11 protein-coding genes are annotated in these 16,248 nt (G+C 56.9%); 9 read left to right on the top strand and 2 right to left on the bottom strand.

Annotated features, from left to right (window positions below; genetic code table 11):
* Positions 1–9: 9 nt before the first annotated feature.
* Positions 10–1,569 carry an ABC transporter substrate-binding protein gene (locus tag FZX09_RS00180; RefSeq protein ID WP_226399092.1) on the top strand — a complete coding sequence of 520 codons (1,560 nt, stop codon included), beginning with the start codon at positions 10–12 and terminating at the stop codon, positions 1,567–1,569.
* Positions 1,569–2,588 (top strand): ABC transporter permease, encoded by a 1,020-nt coding sequence (locus tag FZX09_RS00175; RefSeq protein ID WP_226399091.1) that lies wholly within the window; start codon positions 1,569–1,571, stop codon positions 2,586–2,588. Before FZX09_RS00180 ends, FZX09_RS00175 begins: the two co-directional genes overlap by 1 nt.
* On the opposite strand, the gene FZX09_RS00170 is transcribed toward FZX09_RS00175, so the two are convergent.
* A complete protein-coding gene (locus tag FZX09_RS00170) occupies positions 2,582–4,228 on the bottom strand; it encodes an alpha/beta hydrolase (protein ID WP_226399090.1) in 1,647 nt (548 codons plus the stop codon). The two genes, FZX09_RS00175 and FZX09_RS00170, sit on opposite strands and share 7 nt — an antisense overlap.
* 65 nt (positions 4,229–4,293) lie before the next feature.
* Between FZX09_RS00170 and FZX09_RS00165 the strand changes: the two genes are divergently transcribed.
* From FZX09_RS00165 to FZX09_RS00155, 3 genes are all read left to right on the top strand, one after another.
* On the top strand, positions 4,294–5,508 hold the full coding sequence (locus FZX09_RS00165) for an MFS transporter (protein WP_370624133.1): 1,215 nt from the start codon (positions 4,294–4,296) through the stop codon (positions 5,506–5,508).
* 474 nt (positions 5,509–5,982) lie between these two features.
* Entirely contained in the window at positions 5,983–8,565 is a 2,583-nt protein-coding gene (locus FZX09_RS00160; RefSeq protein WP_226399089.1) for a tetratricopeptide repeat protein, read from the top strand.
* 248 nt (positions 8,566–8,813) lie between these two features.
* Positions 8,814–9,056 carry a hypothetical protein gene (locus tag FZX09_RS00155; RefSeq protein ID WP_226399088.1) on the top strand — a complete coding sequence of 81 codons (243 nt, stop codon included), beginning with the start codon at positions 8,814–8,816 and terminating at the stop codon, positions 9,054–9,056.
* A gap of 96 nt (positions 9,057–9,152) precedes the next feature.
* Here the strand turns inward: FZX09_RS00155 and ychF are convergent, their stop codons facing one another.
* Entirely contained in the window at positions 9,153–10,244 is a 1,092-nt protein-coding gene (gene ychF / locus FZX09_RS00150; protein WP_226399087.1) for a redox-regulated ATPase YchF, read from the bottom strand.
* A gap of 51 nt (positions 10,245–10,295) precedes the next feature.
* Here ychF and FZX09_RS00145 point away from each other — a divergent pair, with 51 nt between their 5' ends.
* The 4 genes from FZX09_RS00145 to FZX09_RS00130 are packed head-to-tail and all read left to right on the top strand — an operon-like array spanning position 10,296 to position 16,238.
* Complete coding sequence (locus FZX09_RS00145) at positions 10,296–11,462, top strand: efflux RND transporter periplasmic adaptor subunit (protein WP_226399086.1); 1,167 nt, start codon at positions 10,296–10,298, stop codon at positions 11,460–11,462.
* A 24-nt stretch (positions 11,463–11,486) separates the two neighbouring features.
* On the top strand, positions 11,487–14,447 hold the full coding sequence (gene polA, locus FZX09_RS00140; protein ID WP_226399085.1) for a DNA polymerase I: 2,961 nt from the start codon (positions 11,487–11,489) through the stop codon (positions 14,445–14,447).
* 46 nt (positions 14,448–14,493) lie between these two features.
* Positions 14,494–15,975 (top strand): cysteine--tRNA ligase, encoded by a 1,482-nt coding sequence (gene cysS, locus FZX09_RS00135; RefSeq protein ID WP_226400285.1) that lies wholly within the window; start codon positions 14,494–14,496, stop codon positions 15,973–15,975.
* 20 nt (positions 15,976–15,995) lie between these two features.
* The gene (locus tag FZX09_RS00130) at positions 15,996–16,238 is read left to right on the top strand and encodes a hypothetical protein (RefSeq protein WP_226399084.1); all 243 of its coding nucleotides are present in this window, start codon (positions 15,996–15,998) and stop codon (positions 16,236–16,238) included.
* Positions 16,239–16,248 lie beyond the last annotated feature (10 nt).

Raw genomic sequence — 16,248 nt, 5'->3', positions numbered from 1 at the left:
GGCGCACTGATGGCCCTCTCCCTGGCCCTGACCCAGGTGGGGTGTCAGGCACCGCCCCCCACCAGCCGCATCACAGTGGCCTCAACGGGGCGGATCAGCTCCCTGGATCCAGCCCAGGCCAACACCCTCAGCGCCATACAGCTGATCAGTGCTCTGGGGGATCCGCTGTATCGCCTGAAGGGGGATGGCTCGCTGGAACCCAGGTTGGCGGCATCGGCCCCCGTTCTGAGTGATGCCGGTCGCACCGTCACGATTCACCTGCGCACCGATGTGCGTTTCCACGACGGAACGCCATTTAATGCGGCAGCTATGGCCTTCAGCCTGCGGCGCTTCCTCATCATCGGAACCCTCAGCTATGTGGTGGGTGATCGCATCGCTTCGGTGGAGGAAGCCGACAGCCACACCCTGCGGCTGCGCCTCAGTCGCCCCTCTACATCACTGCAGGGCCTGCTGACATCGATCAACCTGACCCCCGTTTCACCGACGGCCTACAGCAAGCACCAGGACCGCTTTCAACACGAACGCTTTGTTGGAACAGGCCCCTACAAGCTGACCCGCTTCAGCGAACATCAGCAACGCTTGGAGCCCTTCGCCCAGTACTGGGGTGAAGCACCGCGCAACGACGGCCTCGATCTGATCACGCTGAGCAACTCCACGGCGCTGTACGGGGCATTGCTCAGTGGCGAGGTGGATCTGCTGCTCTCCGCCTCGATCGACGAAGACCAGCGCCACACCCTGCATGAACGTGCGATCGCGGGGGATCTGCACGAGTCGGTGGGTCCAGCGATGGAGATCGGCTACATCACCCTGCTGAGCAACCAGGAGCCGTTCCAAGACCCCAACCTCAGGCGGGCCCTGGCCGTCAGTCTCAATCGAAAGGAAATCAGTGAAAGGGTGAGCTACGGGCTGCGCCGTCCGCTGCGGGCGCTGGTGCCTCCCAGCCTTGCCGGCGGCGCGATTACCCCATGGCCTGAACACAACCCCGAGCAGGCCCGCGAGCTGCTCCAGGCAGCGGGCTACTGCAACGGCAGCCCCTTGCGCTTTCCGCTCACCTTCCGCTCCAACGTGCCCGCCGACAAACTGCTGGCCCTCACCTGGCAGGCCCAGGTGCAACGGGACCTCTCCGACTGCCTGGTGTTGGATCTGAATGCCGTCGAGTCCACAACCATCTACCGCCAGCTGGGCGAGGGTGCCTTCCAAGCCGTGATGCTGGATTGGCGAGGGAGCTACCCCGATCCGGAGGCCTATCTGACGCCGCTATTGAGCTGCACCTCAGTGGAGGGCGACACCTGCGTTGATGGAGAAGCAGCGATCAGCGGCAGCTTCTGGAGTGCCCCCGGATTGCAGACCGCCCTGCTGAAATCCGACACGCTGACTGGAGCCGCTCGCCGTACCGCCCTGGATCGTGTGGACCATCTCTCTGCCGACGCTGCCGCCTACATCCCCGTCTGGCTGGATTCACCTCGAGCCTGGGCCCAGCTGAACCTCAACCCTCCACAATTTGATGGCAGTGGTCAGTTGATGCTCTCTGAACTGGAGCGCCGCCACGAAGGAGCGACGAACAACTGATGGGACGCGCCCGAGACCTCGCGCACTACAGCGCCACCCGCCTCGCCCTGGCGCCATTGATGTTGTGGCTGATTGCCAGCCTGGTATTCCTATTGCTGCGCGTTGCCCCAGGGGATCCGGTGGATGCAGTGCTCGGCAGCCGGGCCCCAGCTGCCGTCAAAGCCGACATGCGCGCTCGGCTAGGCCTGGATCAGTCGTTGCTCGATCAGTACCTCGGATATCTCAACGGCTTGATCCACGGCGATCTGGGGCAAGCCCTGATCAACCAGGAGCCGGTTCGAACCATCATCGGCAAAACCCTGCCTGCCAGCCTGGAGCTGAGCGTCATCGCCCTAGTTGTCGCCGCTGTAGTGGGACTGAGCATTGGCTTCAGCGGAATCGCACGGCCCGAGGGAAAGATTGACCTCGGAGGTCGCCTCTACGGATTGGGGACCTACGCCCTGCCGCCCTTCTGGGTGGCCATGCTGGTGCAGCTGGTGTTCGCCGTCATCCTGGGCTGGTTACCTGTGGGCGGGCGATTCCCCCCCAGCCTTCTCCCCCCCGAGGGAAGCGGATTTTTCCTTCTGGACAGCGCTCTTCAGAACAACTGGGCCGCCTTCCGAGGCACCGTGCGTCACCTGATCCTGCCCGCAGGAACCCTTGCCCTACTGCTGAGTGGCACCTTCACGACAGCTCTGCGACTGAACCTGCGACGCACCTTGCGCGGCGACTACGTGGAAGCGGCACGCAGCCGCGGCCTGAGTGAGCGCCAAGTGATCCTTCGCCACGGACTGCCCAATGCCTTGCTGCCGGTGCTCACCATCGCTGGCATCACCGTGGCCTCCTTGATCGGTGGGGCCCTGCTGATCGAGGTCACCTTTTCCTGGCCAGGCATCGCCCTGCGGCTACAGGAAGCCATCAACCAAAGGGACTACCCCGTCGTTCAGGGGATCGTGGTGGTGATCGCCGCCTTGGTGGTGCTGGTGAGTGTTGCCGTTGACTTGCTGGTGGCCGCCCTCGATCCGCGGGTGCGCTACTGATCAAGTAGTTGCAAGGCATGGCGACGGCCCAAGCGATGCCAACGCGTCTTGGAACTGGCTTCCATCAGGTGAACAGCATCGTTGCGGGGTGACTCGGAGCTCAGGGAGTCGAGGAAACGGATGACTTCATGGGCAATCACCCGTTGAACGCTGAGGGGATTGACTCCCACCAACTCTTCGGCGAGCTGGAAGACGTCGTCCCCCTCTGACGCCTTGCCTTGGCCATCCACACGAATCGGCGAGAAGTGACTGGCCCCCTCGACCACCACCACCCGGCTGGAAGCATGCTTCGACAATCCAGCCAAAAGAGGCAGCTGCTCGTCCAAAGGAGGGGTGATCAGATCGAGCGTCCCACCCACCATGAGGATGGGAATCGGCAACGCCTTGTTGAAGGGGTGCGGCCAGATCAAACCGCCAAAGCTATTGAGACCCACCACCGCCCGGGGCTGCGATGCCATCGCGTTGCCCTCGAGCCCTCGGCCTGCCGCCAGTTCGCACTGGAGTAATTCCGAGAGGTTGGTGAGGGGCAAGCCCACCAAGGCACCTTCACAGCGCTTCCCCATCCCGGGCACCAGCTCCGCGCCACCGGCCAAGAGGCCCGTCAAGGCACCCAGGGAATGCCCCATTAGCACCACTTCGGTCCCAGGGATGTTCAGATCACCCCTTCGTTGCGCGTCCAGCACCGCCGCAAGATCAGCCAACCGATCACGGAGTGCCGCTGCGCCGTCAAACGACTTACGCCCATCGAGCAATGCCTGGACGGCGGCGGCGTCACTGCCGGGATGCTCTAGCAACGCCACAGGCCAGCCCGCCTGCATCAGCGAACGCGCCAGCCAATGGAAGTGGTTGGGTTCCCCGCCCAACCCCGGCATCATCAAGATCCAGGTCCGATCCTCGCGGGGCGACTGGGGGATCCAACGTTCCACCGGCAATGGACGTGAACGATGGTCCACCGCAAGCGTTGACCGACGGGGCGATTCTGCCGAGATAAAACTCTCTGTCCCATTGAGGGGCTGCAGGCCGGCCTCTTTTTGAGCCAAAGCCCGCATCAAGGTCTGGTGTCGCTGCAGATCCAGCCGCCAGCGGGTAGCGGCAGCCACCAGCGCATCCAAATCAAGACGCAGCTGCTGGGTGGGCAACTCTTCCAACACATCCAGCGTCGAAACGGTTTCCTGCCGTTCGAGCAGCTCCTCCAGAGTTGAGAGCACCAGCGCACGATCGATGCGCTGTCCGTCCTCCACTCGAATCAATTCCCCCAACGCGTTCAGAAGCGGACCAGCACCCCAGCTGCTCAGCAGCTGACGCCCGAAGCTGCGCCGGGAGAGAATCGGTGCCTTCAGCAGACGAATCAGCCCCTGCCGACTCTCAGGCGCGAGAAGACCCATCCAGGTGGACAGCTCCGATCGCGAGAGATGCCCTGGATCAGCCGTCTGCGAGCGCACAAAGGCACCGAGCTCTTCTACCGAAACCGGAAGAACCACTCCGTCGATCTTGACCTCGACACGTTCTATGGAGCCAACAGGCCACGGTGTACAGGTGCTGAGCAGCAGACTGCCCATCAAGCCCATCGCTATTGATCGTCCTGTTAAGCGTCCGCGCAGCAACGCCTGACCCTCTGCGGTGGTGGGACCAGTTTCCATCACCCCTCAAAAATGTCACCCGACTGAGGTTCCTGGCTTCCATCGGTGCCGGAGGAGTGATGTTCATGACGCCGCTGATCTTTCACGCGATCGACTTCTCAGCACGTGAAGTGGGAAGCGGCCTGGCCGTCTCTGCCCTGATCGGCACGGTGGTGCGTTTGCTGAGCGGTGCAATGCTCGATCGCGGCATCCGCTGCTCCTGGCCGGTGAGAGGCACAACCCTGTTAGCCATTGCAGCTGATCTGATCCTGCTGCAGGCCGACAACTACAACAGTTACCTCCTCGGACAACTGCTGCTGGGCTGCGCGGCGGGTCTGTACTGGCCTGCCATCGAATTAGCAGTCCCCCTGAGTTGCGGCAACCTTCCCTCCGGGAGAGGCTACGCCCTAGTGCGCAGTGCCGATGCCCTCGGCATCGGCATCGGCACGCTGATCGGAACCGCTGCCGCCACCCTGGGAATGCTGAGGACGGTGTACATCGTTGAAACGATGTGCATGGGCGCTGTATTAATGCTGATAAGCCTTGTTCCTCTCCAGGACGGTCCGCCCTATCGCAACCTCAGCGGCAACAGCCCAGCGCCGGTTGGTCATCAGCCACCGCCAAAGGACCCGCTGCCTTGGTTGCTTCCACTGCTGCCGGTGCTGCTGATAAGTGTAGTAGCCACTGGGATCCTGGCCCTTCAGCAAAGTGCGCTTCCCCTCGATCTGGTGCGCGGCGGGCTGGTGCGACCGGCCCTGAGCGAAAGCCACAGCAGTGCCCTGATCGCCCTTCAGTTGACCTTGTTGGTGAGCCTTCAGTGGCCTGTGGGCCGTTGGCTGGCGGAGCGAAGCGTGGCCTTCGGCCTCGGCCTGAGCCTGGTGGGATTCAGTCTGGGCTGCAGCCTCATTGCCATTTCCTCGCTTTTCGAAAACGGAACGATCCTGGTGCTGGCTGCCCTGCTGCCGATGGCCTTCGCCCAGGCCGCGTTCCTGCCCACGGCCACAGAAGCCGTCATTGAAGAGACACCACCAGAACACCGGGGGTTGGCGATGGCGCTGTTTTCCCAGTGCTTCGCCATCAGCGCCATCGTGGCCCCCCTCGCTGGAGGAGCATTGCTCGACCTTCAAAACAATGGCCTTCTGCTCTGGTTGTTGATGGGTGGGGCCTGCCTGGTCGTGCTCCCCACCCTGCGCAAGCTCAAGCCGCGCTACGGGGTAATAGAAACAGGCAAGGATGTCGCCCCGCCGGAACGTCAACGCTTTGATGCTCTGGCGGGCGATTCAGGTCAACAACATCGATAAGACTGACGACAGACGATAAAGACCATCCGAGGGCCAAGAGAAAGCCATCTCTCAGTTAGATCCTGAAGATAAATACTGAAGAAGAGCTCCTTCACTTTTTTCGTACCAATCAATCTCACCAGGGAACAGAGATTCACTCTCTATGGATGTTCCAAGGAATGATCAGTAGCCACTAGATTTGCTCATACTGGCAATTGGAAGTGAACACTTTCACCTTTAAAGACAAGTGATGATTGCGGCGGAACGGAAGGAGCAGCAGAACGTACCGATTTAGCACTTTGTCGCCAGGAGAAGCTTGACAGAGCAATAATCACAAGACAAAATACCCACAAAGTAAAGACTACACTGAGTGGGTAAACTTTATTTACGCCCCCTACTGGGGACAATGAACAAGACAAGTTTTTTGGCTTTTTAGATTATACAATTACTGCGGCTTGACTATTGGATAGGTAAGATATAGATTGGCAGTGATTAATGTTTTTGAAAAATATGGTAGGTTTTGGAAATAAATATATTAAAAAATGCGATGAAAAATCGCAGGCCTGCCTTGGCGGAGACGGAGAGGCTTCTTACAAAAAAGCACTTGACTACCATTCAAAAGGAAGTCTTAAAAGTGCTGAAAAAGAGTATAGAAAGGCAATAGAGTTAGGTTCGCTGGAGCCTGGTGCTTATTCAAACCTAGGGCTAATTTATAAAAATAGCGGCAGAATAAATGAAGCAATTTTGCTATTTAAGAAAGCAATCGCAATAAGCCCTAAACACCCAAATTCTTATACTAACTTGGGATTAATATACAAGAATTTAGGAGATTTTGAGCAAGCTCTTTGCCTTACTCTTGAGTCTTACAAGCTTAAACCCTTAGACCCAATAATCCTGATGAACCTGGGTGGTATCTATCAAGATTTAGGCAGGCTTGAACAAGCTTTAGAATTTACACTGAAATCCTTAAAGCTGAAGCAGGATAATTCAATTGCTCTTGGTAACTTAGGCAGTATTTTTAAACAGCTTGGTCGTGTTGACGAAGCACTTAGTTCAACTCTTAAATCACTGGAATTAGAACCTAAAAACCACAATACTCTTTTAAATTTGGGCGTAATTTATACAGGACTTGACAAACTTGACCAAGCTCTTAAATGCACTATCCAATCCTTAGAGATAAAGCCGGATAATCCGGATGCGCTGATGAATCTGGCTGTAATTTATAGAAAACTCGGATCTCCAGAGCGCGCTCTCCCCCCTATTCTTAAATATTCAGAATTAAAACCTAACAACGATCTTGCCTTATTGACTCGTGCAAGCATTTATATAGACCTAGGAGACCTTAATGATGCATTATTTTATGCCTTAAAATCATTTGAGTTAAATCCAAAAAATTATACTACTTGCTTGGTCCTAGGCAATATTCATAGAGATCTTGGCAGCCTTGATGAAGCTATTTTTTTCACTCTTAAGTCTCTGGAATTAAATTCTGATAATTCAAATGCTCATATGAATTTGGCCTTAATTTATAAAGCTATCGGTAGTTTTGATCAAGCTTTGGCTTCAATTCTTAGCTCGTTAGATATAAATCCTAGGAATTCTAATGCTTACACAAGCCTAGGCAGTATTTATTCATACTTAAAAGATTACGATAAAGCAGTTAATGCTTACAAAAAAGCATTTGAATACAATCCGAGCATTGAGAATGAATGCCGGGCAAGATTGGGTTTTCCATATATTGTCAATCATGTCGATGAAGTATCTATTTTGCGATCAGAATATATGGACAATGCGAGATCAATATTTGACTCAAAGAAAGAAAAGTCTGTAGACAATTTTTTAAACCTAGGTTTGTTTATGTTGCCATATCAAAATAGCAAAAATGACAAACAGTTCTTGGAAGATCTAGGTAAATTAGTTTCCCCTTGGCTGCAAGTATCAGAAAGTCTAGAATCAGAGGAGACTGAAATAAGCCAGCACCAAAAATCCCAATTTTTTGCTGCTGGTGCTCAAAGGGTGGGCTTTTACTTTGACAATACACATAGTGGTCATGTTGTCTTCAGGCATTATTTTAATATCGTCAAAAGTTGTCATGAAAGTGGTTTAGAAGTCGTCATTATCAAGGGTCCAAATGCAGCTAATCAGGATTGCACTGAACTTGAAAAATATTCCACATGTGTCACTCAAATATCGTCAAACTTGGTGAATTCAGTTAAAATTCTAAAAAACTTAAGTCTTCAAGTTCTGGTTTATACGGAAATCTTTTCTTCGCCTGTGCCTTACTGCCTGGCGCATAATAGAATTGCAGCGACTCAGGTTGTTTTGCCTGGAAATCTTATCACTACAGGCATTCCAACTGTAGACTATTTTATATCAAGCGAATATATGGAAACAACAAATTCGTATAAGCTATACAGTGAAAAACTGATTCAGCTAAAGGGTATGCCTCACGGCATTACTGATATATCATTGGCGACTTGTATTGGCAATCGCAGTAATTTTAACTTGCCTGAAGGTGCGCAGATATTTGGACTGTTGCACAATCCTATAAAATTTCACCCAGATTGGGATCAACTATTAGAAGAAATAGCACAACAAGATAGCAATTCAATTTTCCTTCTTACAGGCAAGAATACTAAGCCTCATGGCCTTCTTCTTGAAAGATGGAAAAAGGATGCCCCAACTTTTTTATCGCAATGCAAATCATTTGTGCATATGGATATTGTTGATTATTTCAACCTCCTTTCATGCGTCGATGTAGTTCTTGATCCAATCCATGTGGGATGTGGCACTACTTCTATTGATGCTTTAAGTATGGGAATTCCGATTATATCGAAGCCAGAAGATGTGCCTCGTACTCAGATTGTGCAAGGACTTTACGAGCTTATGGACATAAAAGAAGCTCCTATCGCTCGCTCAGATTCAGAATATGTTTATTTGTGCAATAAAATATCAAGAACCCGCGCAGAATATCGAGACCTTAGTCAAAAAATAAAGTCAAGATTTGCTAGAGTCACGAATGAAAATAAAAAATCAACAGTTCAATTCGTCAAAGCGATAAAGAGCTGGATGGCATAAACATATAAATCATTTAGCTCATATAATTGATTATAGCCGAAAATGAATAGTCTTGAACGCTGCCAATTTCTGCACTTTGGCTTTAAATCTATAGCTTCAACGAGGGTGTTACTGTTGTTCGGTATCTTAACCAGGGAACAAGATGCTCACTCTCTATGGACGTTCCAAGGAATGATCAGCAGCCAAACTGTGTTAACCACAGCACCGTAAAAGCAAGATCAGATCGCTCAATGAAATGGTTTACGGCTATGCTGCTCGCCGTAATGCTGACGCCGCTTGCCAGAGCCGCTCAGCATGATGAATGGTCATTGATGGCTCACGTAGAGCGCAAGAAGGCGGCTTACCTGGTTCTGAGGACAATCACCCAGGAGATCGAACTAATTCCAGTGAAATCCCTGCATCAGTGCGAGAAAATTGGAAATGAGATCATGAAGGGTGGAAAGTTGAGCAAGTTCCTCAAGGGATACAAGTGCATTCCAGGTTTGCTCTAGGCGAACCAACTAGAGCAAAATGATATTTCCCCAATCAGGCACTCTTGAAAAATCAAAGAGCTCTAGAGGGAATGTCTAGGCAATCAAATGCTTTGACTAAACGTTAAACAGAAACTCCATCACATCTCCTTCATCCACCACATAATCCTTGCCTTCACTACGTAGCCATCCTTTGTTGCGGGCTTCCGCCAGTGAGCCTGCTTCCAGCAGCTTTTCCCAACCGATGGTCTGAGCACGGATGAAGCCTCGTTCGAAATCGGTGTGGATCACACCTGCAGCCTGCGGAGCCGTCATCCCAGCCTTGAAGGTCCAGGCCCTTGTTTCTTTTTCACCGGTAGTGAAGTAGGTGCGCAGACCAAGCAGACGATAGGTAGCCCGAATCAGGCTTTGCAGACCACCTTCCGTCACACCGAGACCTTCCAGATAGTCCTCGGTTTCCTCATCTCCCAGCTCCACCAGCTCCGCTTCCACCTGGGCAGAGATCCGCACCGTTTCGGCACCTTCTTTGGCGGCCAGTTCAACCACCTCGGTGCAGAAGGCATTGCCCTCAGCCAGGTCGTCCTCACTCACATTGGTGGCGTAGATGATCGGCTTGGCGGTTAAAAGCCCCAAGGGCTTGATCATCGCCGCTTCTTCATCGTTCAAATCGACACTGCGGGCCGCACCACCGTTCTCGAGCACCGCCTGAATACGCTCAAGAGCAGCGTCTTCCACCTGCGCTTCTTTGCTGGTCCGCATCTGCTTCTTGAGACGCTCCCGGCGCTTCTCAATCTGAGCCAGATCAGACAAACCCAGCTCCAGATTGATCACCTCCGCATCCCGCGACGGAGCCACTGACCCTGAAACATGGATGACGTCATCGTCCTCGAAGCAGCGGATTACGTGAACGATCGCGTCCACCTCACGGATGTTGGCCAGAAACTTGTTGCCTAGACCTTCGCCCTGGCTCGCGCCTTTCACCAGACCAGCAATGTCGACAAACTCCATCCGAGTCGGAATGGTGTCCTGGCTTTTGCTTAGTTCTGTGAGCCGGACCAGTCGCTCATCGGGCACCGCCACGCTGCCGACGTTGGGCTCGATGGTGCAGAACGGAAAATTGGCAGCATGCGCCTGAGCGTTGGCTACCAACGCATTGAACAAAGTTGACTTGCCCACGTTGGGCAATCCGACAATTCCGGCTTTTAGCATCGGCGGAATCTACCGGCCTACGGCAAGACTGTTGTGAAGTTTTGTGGGCCCATGCGGCAGTCCTTGCGCTCCCCTTCATCCCCATCGCCTGATGCAGAACTGGCCTCAGTGGCGAAAGCACGATCCAAACGGCCCAAAGCCGCGATCGTGGGATTGCTGGTGCTGGCCCTTTGCGGGGGTGGGCTACTGCTGCGTTTCGGGCCCTGGAGCAACCGTCAACGGGATCTGAAGCCCTTCACCACCACCGCTCAACGCGGCGTGCTGTCTGGGGTGATCACCGCCAGCGGCGAACTGCAGGCCCAGCAGAAGGTGAACGTGAGTCCGCGCAAGCAGGGTCTGCTGGCGGAGCTGAAGGTGGATGAAGGGGATGTAGTGGATAAAGAGCAGGTGCTGGCGGTGATGAATCGTGGCGATCTCGATGATCGGCTTCAGGAGAAGCAGGCTCTGCTGCGCCAGGCCGAAGCCGATTACCAAAACAAGAGGGAGGACTTCGAGCGTCGCGACCAGCTGTATTCCAGCGGCGCGATCAGCGCTGATGACTTCAGTGATGCGCGCTACGAATTGCTGGCCCGACAGGCGGGACTGGTTGCAGCCCGAGAACGGGTGGAGCAACTGGAACAGGAGAGCCGCGAAAAAACAATCCGTGCCCCCTTCTCAGGAACGATCACAGCTCGCTACGCCGAACCGGGGTCGTTTGTGACCCCCACCACCGCTGCCTCGGCCACAGCCGGTGCCACCAGCGCCTCGATCGTTGAGCTCTCGCAAGGCTTGGAGGTGAGAGCCCGCGTTCCGGAAAGCGACATCGGCCGAATCGTGACCGGCCAGAACGCCCAAATCCGGGTGGATGCCTTCCCCGATCAGCGATTCCAGGCAACGGTAAATGAAATTGCCCCCCGCGCTGCGAAAGAGAACAACGTCACCTCCTTCGAGGTGAGGCTGAACTTCGTCAACCCGCAGAAAGAACTGAAGATCGGCATGACCGCCGACATCAATTTCCAGACCGGGCGCAGTGCACCAAAAATCCTGGTGCCCACGGTGGCGATCGTGATGGAGGACGGCAAGCCTGGCGTGTTGCTGGTGGATGAGAAGCAAAAGCCACGTTTCCAGCCGGTGGAACTGGGCAACAGCAGCGGCGACCAGACTGCGATCCTGAACGGTCTCGAATCAGGCACTCGCGTGTTCATCGATCTGCCCCCCTGGGCTGATCGCCGCGATTGATCCACCCACGTCTCCACCGAAGTCATGCCCGAGGCCACCGCCAAGCCCCTCCTGCTGCTTGTGGATGGCCATTCCCTGGCATTCCGCAGCTTCTACGCCTTCAGCAAAGGAGGAGAAGGGGGTCTGGCGACCAAAGACGGTCGACCCACCAGCGTGACCTACGGCTTTCTCAAAGCCCTGCTGGAGAACAGCAAATCCCTGAAGCCCGAAGGTGTTGCCATCGCCTTCGACACGGCCGAACCCACCTTTCGCCACAAGGCTGACGCCAACTACAAAGCCCATCGGGAGGTGGCACCTGAGGTGTTCTTCCAGGACCTCGAACAGCTGCAGCAGATCCTCCAAACGCACCTGCAGCTCCCCCTCTGCATGGCACCGGGCTACGAAGCCGACGATGTGCTGGGAACCCTTGCAAACCGAGCGGCCGACTCGGGATGGGGCGTCCGGATCCTCTCGGGAGACCGCGACCTGTTCCAGCTAGTGGATGACAGCCGCGACATCGCGGTGCTCTACATGGGCGGCGGGCCCTACGCCAAAAGCAGTGGTCCAATGCTGATCCGAGAAGAGGGGGTGCTCGGCAAGCTCGGCGTAATGCCCGACAAGGTGGTGGACCTCAAGGCCCTCACCGGTGACAGCTCCGACAACATCCCCGGCGTACGTGGTGTTGGCCCGAAAACAGCCATCAACCTGCTGAAGGAAAACAGCGACCTCGATGCTGTGTACGCCACCCTCGAGCAGGTGGAAGCAGAAGGGCCGAAAGCCAGTAAGGGAGCCATCAAAGGTGCATTAAAAGGAAAGCTGCGCGCCGACCGCGACAACGCCTACCTCTCCCTCAAGCTGGCCGAGATTCTCGTGGATGTTCCCCTGCCCAAGGAACCCAGCCTGCCGTTGTCGTCGGTGGATGCTGATGGCCTGAGCAGCTGCCTGGAAGACCTCGAGCTCAACAGCCTGCTGCGCCAGGTGGGGGGCTTTGTGGCGGCCTTTTCGGAAGGGGGCTATGGGGCCAATGCGGAGGCCGCTGCCGCCAAGACCATCCGCCGCTCAGCCAGCTCGGAACAGCCAGCTGCCGAGGCCGAAACCGAGCCGGCATCCAATGACGACGTGGGGCTGCCGGCCCTGAAACCGCAGCTGATCCAGACCGAAACGGCCCTGGACGCATTGGTGCACAAGCTGATGACCTGCACCGACAGCGACATGCCTGTCGCCTTCGACACCGAGACCACCGACCTCAACCCGTTTCGCGCTGAACTGGTGGGAATCGGCCTCTGCTGGGGAGAAGCCCTGGATGCGCTCTCCTACATCCCCCTGGGGCACAAAGGCAGCGAAGACAGCAGCCCGGAGCAGCTTCCGTTGGCAACCGTGCTCACCGCCCTAGCTCCATGGCTGGCCAGTAGCAACCACCCCAAGACCCTGCAGAACGCCAAATATGACCGCTTGATCCTGTTGCGGCATGGCATTGCCCTGGAGGGCGTGGTGATCGACACGCTGCTGGCCGATTACCTGCGCGATGCCGCAGCAAAACATGGCCTGGAGCTGATGGCCGAACGTGAATTCGGCTTCCAGCCCACCGCTTTCACCGATCTGGTGGGCAAGAAGCAAACCTTCGCCGATGTGCCGCTGGAACCCGCCAGCCTGTACTGCGGCATGGACGTGCACGTCACCCGCCGGCTTGCCCTGCTGCTGCGCCGTCAACTGAAGACCATGGGCCCCCAACTGCTGCCGCTGCTGGAGCAGGTGGAGCAGCCGCTGGAACCGGTGCTAGCCCGGATGGAATCCACCGGCATCCGCATTGATGTGCCCTATCTCCAGAGCCTTTCGGAGGAGATGGGCACCACCCTTCAGCGACTGGAATCCGACGCCAAAGCAGCCGCCGGAGTGGAGTTCAACCTGGCCTCGCCCAAGCAGCTCGGAGAGCTGCTGTTCGACACCCTTGGCCTGGATCGCAAGAAATCCCGCCGCACCAAAACCGGTTTCAGCACCGATGCCACCGTGCTGGAGAAACTCGGCAACGACCACCCGGTAGTGCCACTGGTGCTGGAGCACCGGGTGCTCAGCAAGCTCAAGAGCACCTACATCGACGCCTTGCCGCAGCTGGTGGAGGCGGAAACCGGGCGGGTGCACACCGATTTCAACCAAGCAGTGACGGCCACTGGGCGCCTGAGCAGCAGCAACCCCAACCTGCAGAACATTCCCGTGCGCACTAAGTACAGCCGGCGCATCCGCAAGGCCTTCTTGCCCCAGGAGGGCTGGACCCTGCTCAGCGCCGACTACTCCCAGATCGAACTGCGAATCCTCACCCACCTCTCGAGCGAAGAGGTGCTGCAGGAGGCCTACCGCAGCGGCGATGACGTGCACGCACTGACCGCCAGGCTGCTGCTGGACAAAGACGAGGTCAGCCCGGACGAACGCCGGCTCGGCAAAACCATCAACTTCGGTGTGATCTACGGCATGGGAGCCCAACGCTTCGCCCGGGAAACCGGCGTAAGCCAGGGCGAAGCCAAGGAGTTCCTGGCCAAGTACAAGCAGCGCTACCCGAAGGTGTTCGCCTTCCTCGAACTGCAGGAGCGGCTCGCCCTCAGCCGCGGCTACGTGGAAACCATTCTCGGCCGCCGGCGACCGTTCCACTTCGATCGCAACGGCCTGGGTCGGCTGCTGGGCAAAGACCCCTTGGAGATCGACCTGGATGTGGCCCGCCGCGGTGGCATGGAGGCACAGCAACTGCGGGCCGCTGCCAACGCCCCGATTCAGGGGTCGAGTGCCGACATCATCAAAGTGGCGATGGTGCAGCTGCAAGACGCCCTGCAGCGTCAGGGCCTACCGACCCAACTGCTGCTGCAAGTGCACGACGAACTGGTACTCGAGGTGGCACCGGACGCCCTGGAGGTCACGCGAGAGCTTGTGGTGCAGACCATGGAACAGGCCGTTGAGCTGAGTGTTCCCCTGGTGGTGGAGACCGGCGTCGGCGCGAACTGGATGGAGGCGAAATAAGCTCAGCCGAACAGGCCGTAGCCTCAGCCGCAGCTTCTGAATGGCTGTGTCCCTGCGGCTCACCAATACCCTCACCCGCCGCACCGAGCCGTTCGCACCGCTGACACCGGGCAAAGCCAGCATTTATTGCTGCGGCGTGACGGTTTATGACCTCTGCCACCTAGGGCATGCCCGCAGCTACATCAACTGGGATGTGCTACGGCGATATCTGATCTGGCGCGGTCTCGAGGTGACCTTCGTTCAGAACTTCACCGACATCGACGACAAGATCCTCAAACGGGCCGGCGAGGAGAACTCCTCGATGACAGAGGTCAGCGAGCGAAACATTGCCTCCTTCCACCAGGACATGGACGATCTGGGGATCCTGCGGCCCGACCGGATGCCCCGCGCCACCCAATGCCTGGATGGGATCCGCGCGTTGATCGGCGAACTGGAAGCCAAGGGTGCGGCCTACAGCGCTGAGGGGGATGTGTATTTCGCGGTGATGAAACATGCCGGTTACGGGAAGCTCAGTGGCCGCGATCTGAGCGAACAGCAGGACAACGCCGCCGGGCGCGTGGCTGATGCCGAAGAGGCCCGCAAGCAGCACCCCTTCGATTTCGCGCTCTGGAAAGGGGCCAAAGCCGGAGAACCCAGCTTCCCCTCCCCCTGGGGTGAGGGACGCCCCGGCTGGCACATCGAATGCTCAGCCATGGTGCGGGCGGAACTCGGCGACACGATCGACATCCACCTGGGTGGGGCCGACCTGGTGTTCCCCCACCACGAAAACGAAATCGCCCAATCCGAAGCCGCCACCGGTCAGGACCTGGCCAGGGTGTGGATGCACAACGGCATGGTCAATGTCGGCGGGCAAAAGATGAGCAAGTCGCTCGGCAACTTCACCACCATCCGTGCGCTGCTGGAAAGCGGCGTCTCAGCAATGACCCTGCGCCTGTTTGTGCTGCAGGCCCATTACCGCAAACCGCTTGATTTCACCGCCGATGCCCTTGAAGCCGCAGCCACCGGCTGGAAGGGTCTGAATGCAGCCCTGAACCTTGGCGATCGCCACGGCGACAGCCTCGGCTGGAGCTCGGCCGCACCTCTCACAGAGGGGGCAATAACGGCCGATGGAGGTCTAGCCGACACCGCTCTGGTGGAGCTCGAGCAACGCTTCATCAGCGCCATGGACGATGACCTCAACAGCTCGGGCGGACTGGCTGTGCTGTTCGATCTGGCCAAGCCCCTGCGGGCCCTCGCCAACCGGTTGGAACGGGGGGAAGACGCCGCCCTGCCTGAGCCGGAATTAAGTGACCTTGAGGGGCGCTGGCAGCTGCTGCGACACCTGGCGGCGGTGCTGGGACTGCGCTCGGAAGCCGAAGCGGCCTCCAGCCTTGACGACGGCGCCATCGATGCGGCCATAGCGGCTCGCAAGGCAGCGAAAGCCGCGAAGGATTACGCGGAAGCCGACCGGATCCGGGATGAGCTCGCCGCCCAAGGGGTGGAGCTAATCGACAAACCTGGCGGAGTGACGGAGTGGATCCGCGCCTGATCCCGGCAGACTGAACCCCAATGCTTTCGCTCCCCATGCTCTGGCTGAAGAAGCTGAACTTCATGGAAACCGCCAAGCTCGAGATGGAGCTGATGAAGGCCCTCGATGCCGGCGAGGATCTCGAGGCAAAGCTCGCGGCTCAGAAGCAGTTGGCGGAGTCCACGGCCGATGCGGAGCAATCCTGGAAAGCGGAGGTCTGGGACAAGATGCTGCAGAGGATTCGCAAGATGGAATCCATGCTCAATTCTTCTGATCAGCCTTAGGCACGGCCAA

Source organism: Synechococcus sp. MU1643 (assembly GCF_020514095.1).
GTDB lineage: Bacteria > Cyanobacteriota > Cyanobacteriia > PCC-6307 > Cyanobiaceae > Parasynechococcus.
Note: the sequence above shows the minus strand (reverse complement) of the source record. Positions and strands in the feature narration are given on the sequence as shown.

What these genes read in the sequence shown, in the direction of transcription:
- polA (WP_226399085.1), top strand. Translation starts at nt 11,487, where the DNA reads ATGCCCGAGGCCACCGCCAAGCCCCTCCTGCTGCTTGTGGATGGCCAT.
- ychF (WP_226399087.1), bottom strand. Translation starts at nt 10,244, where the DNA reads ATGCTAAAAGCCGGAATTGTCGGATTGCCCAACGTGGGCAAGTCAACT.
- FZX09_RS00130 (WP_226399084.1), top strand. Translation starts at nt 15,996, where the DNA reads ATGCTTTCGCTCCCCATGCTCTGGCTGAAGAAGCTGAACTTCATGGAA.
- FZX09_RS00180 (WP_226399092.1), top strand. Translation starts at nt 10, where the DNA reads ATGGCCCTCTCCCTGGCCCTGACCCAGGTGGGGTGTCAGGCACCGCCC.
- FZX09_RS00175 (WP_226399091.1), top strand. Translation starts at nt 1,569, where the DNA reads ATGGGACGCGCCCGAGACCTCGCGCACTACAGCGCCACCCGCCTCGCC.
- FZX09_RS00160 (WP_226399089.1), top strand. Translation starts at nt 5,983, where the DNA reads ATGTTTTTGAAAAATATGGTAGGTTTTGGAAATAAATATATTAAAAAA.
- FZX09_RS00170 (WP_226399090.1), bottom strand. Translation starts at nt 4,228, where the DNA reads ATGGAAACTGGTCCCACCACCGCAGAGGGTCAGGCGTTGCTGCGCGGA.
- FZX09_RS00155 (WP_226399088.1), top strand. Translation starts at nt 8,814, where the DNA reads ATGCTGCTCGCCGTAATGCTGACGCCGCTTGCCAGAGCCGCTCAGCAT.
- FZX09_RS00165 (WP_370624133.1), top strand. Translation starts at nt 4,294, where the DNA reads ATGACGCCGCTGATCTTTCACGCGATCGACTTCTCAGCACGTGAAGTG.
- FZX09_RS00145 (WP_226399086.1), top strand. Translation starts at nt 10,296, where the DNA reads ATGCGGCAGTCCTTGCGCTCCCCTTCATCCCCATCGCCTGATGCAGAA.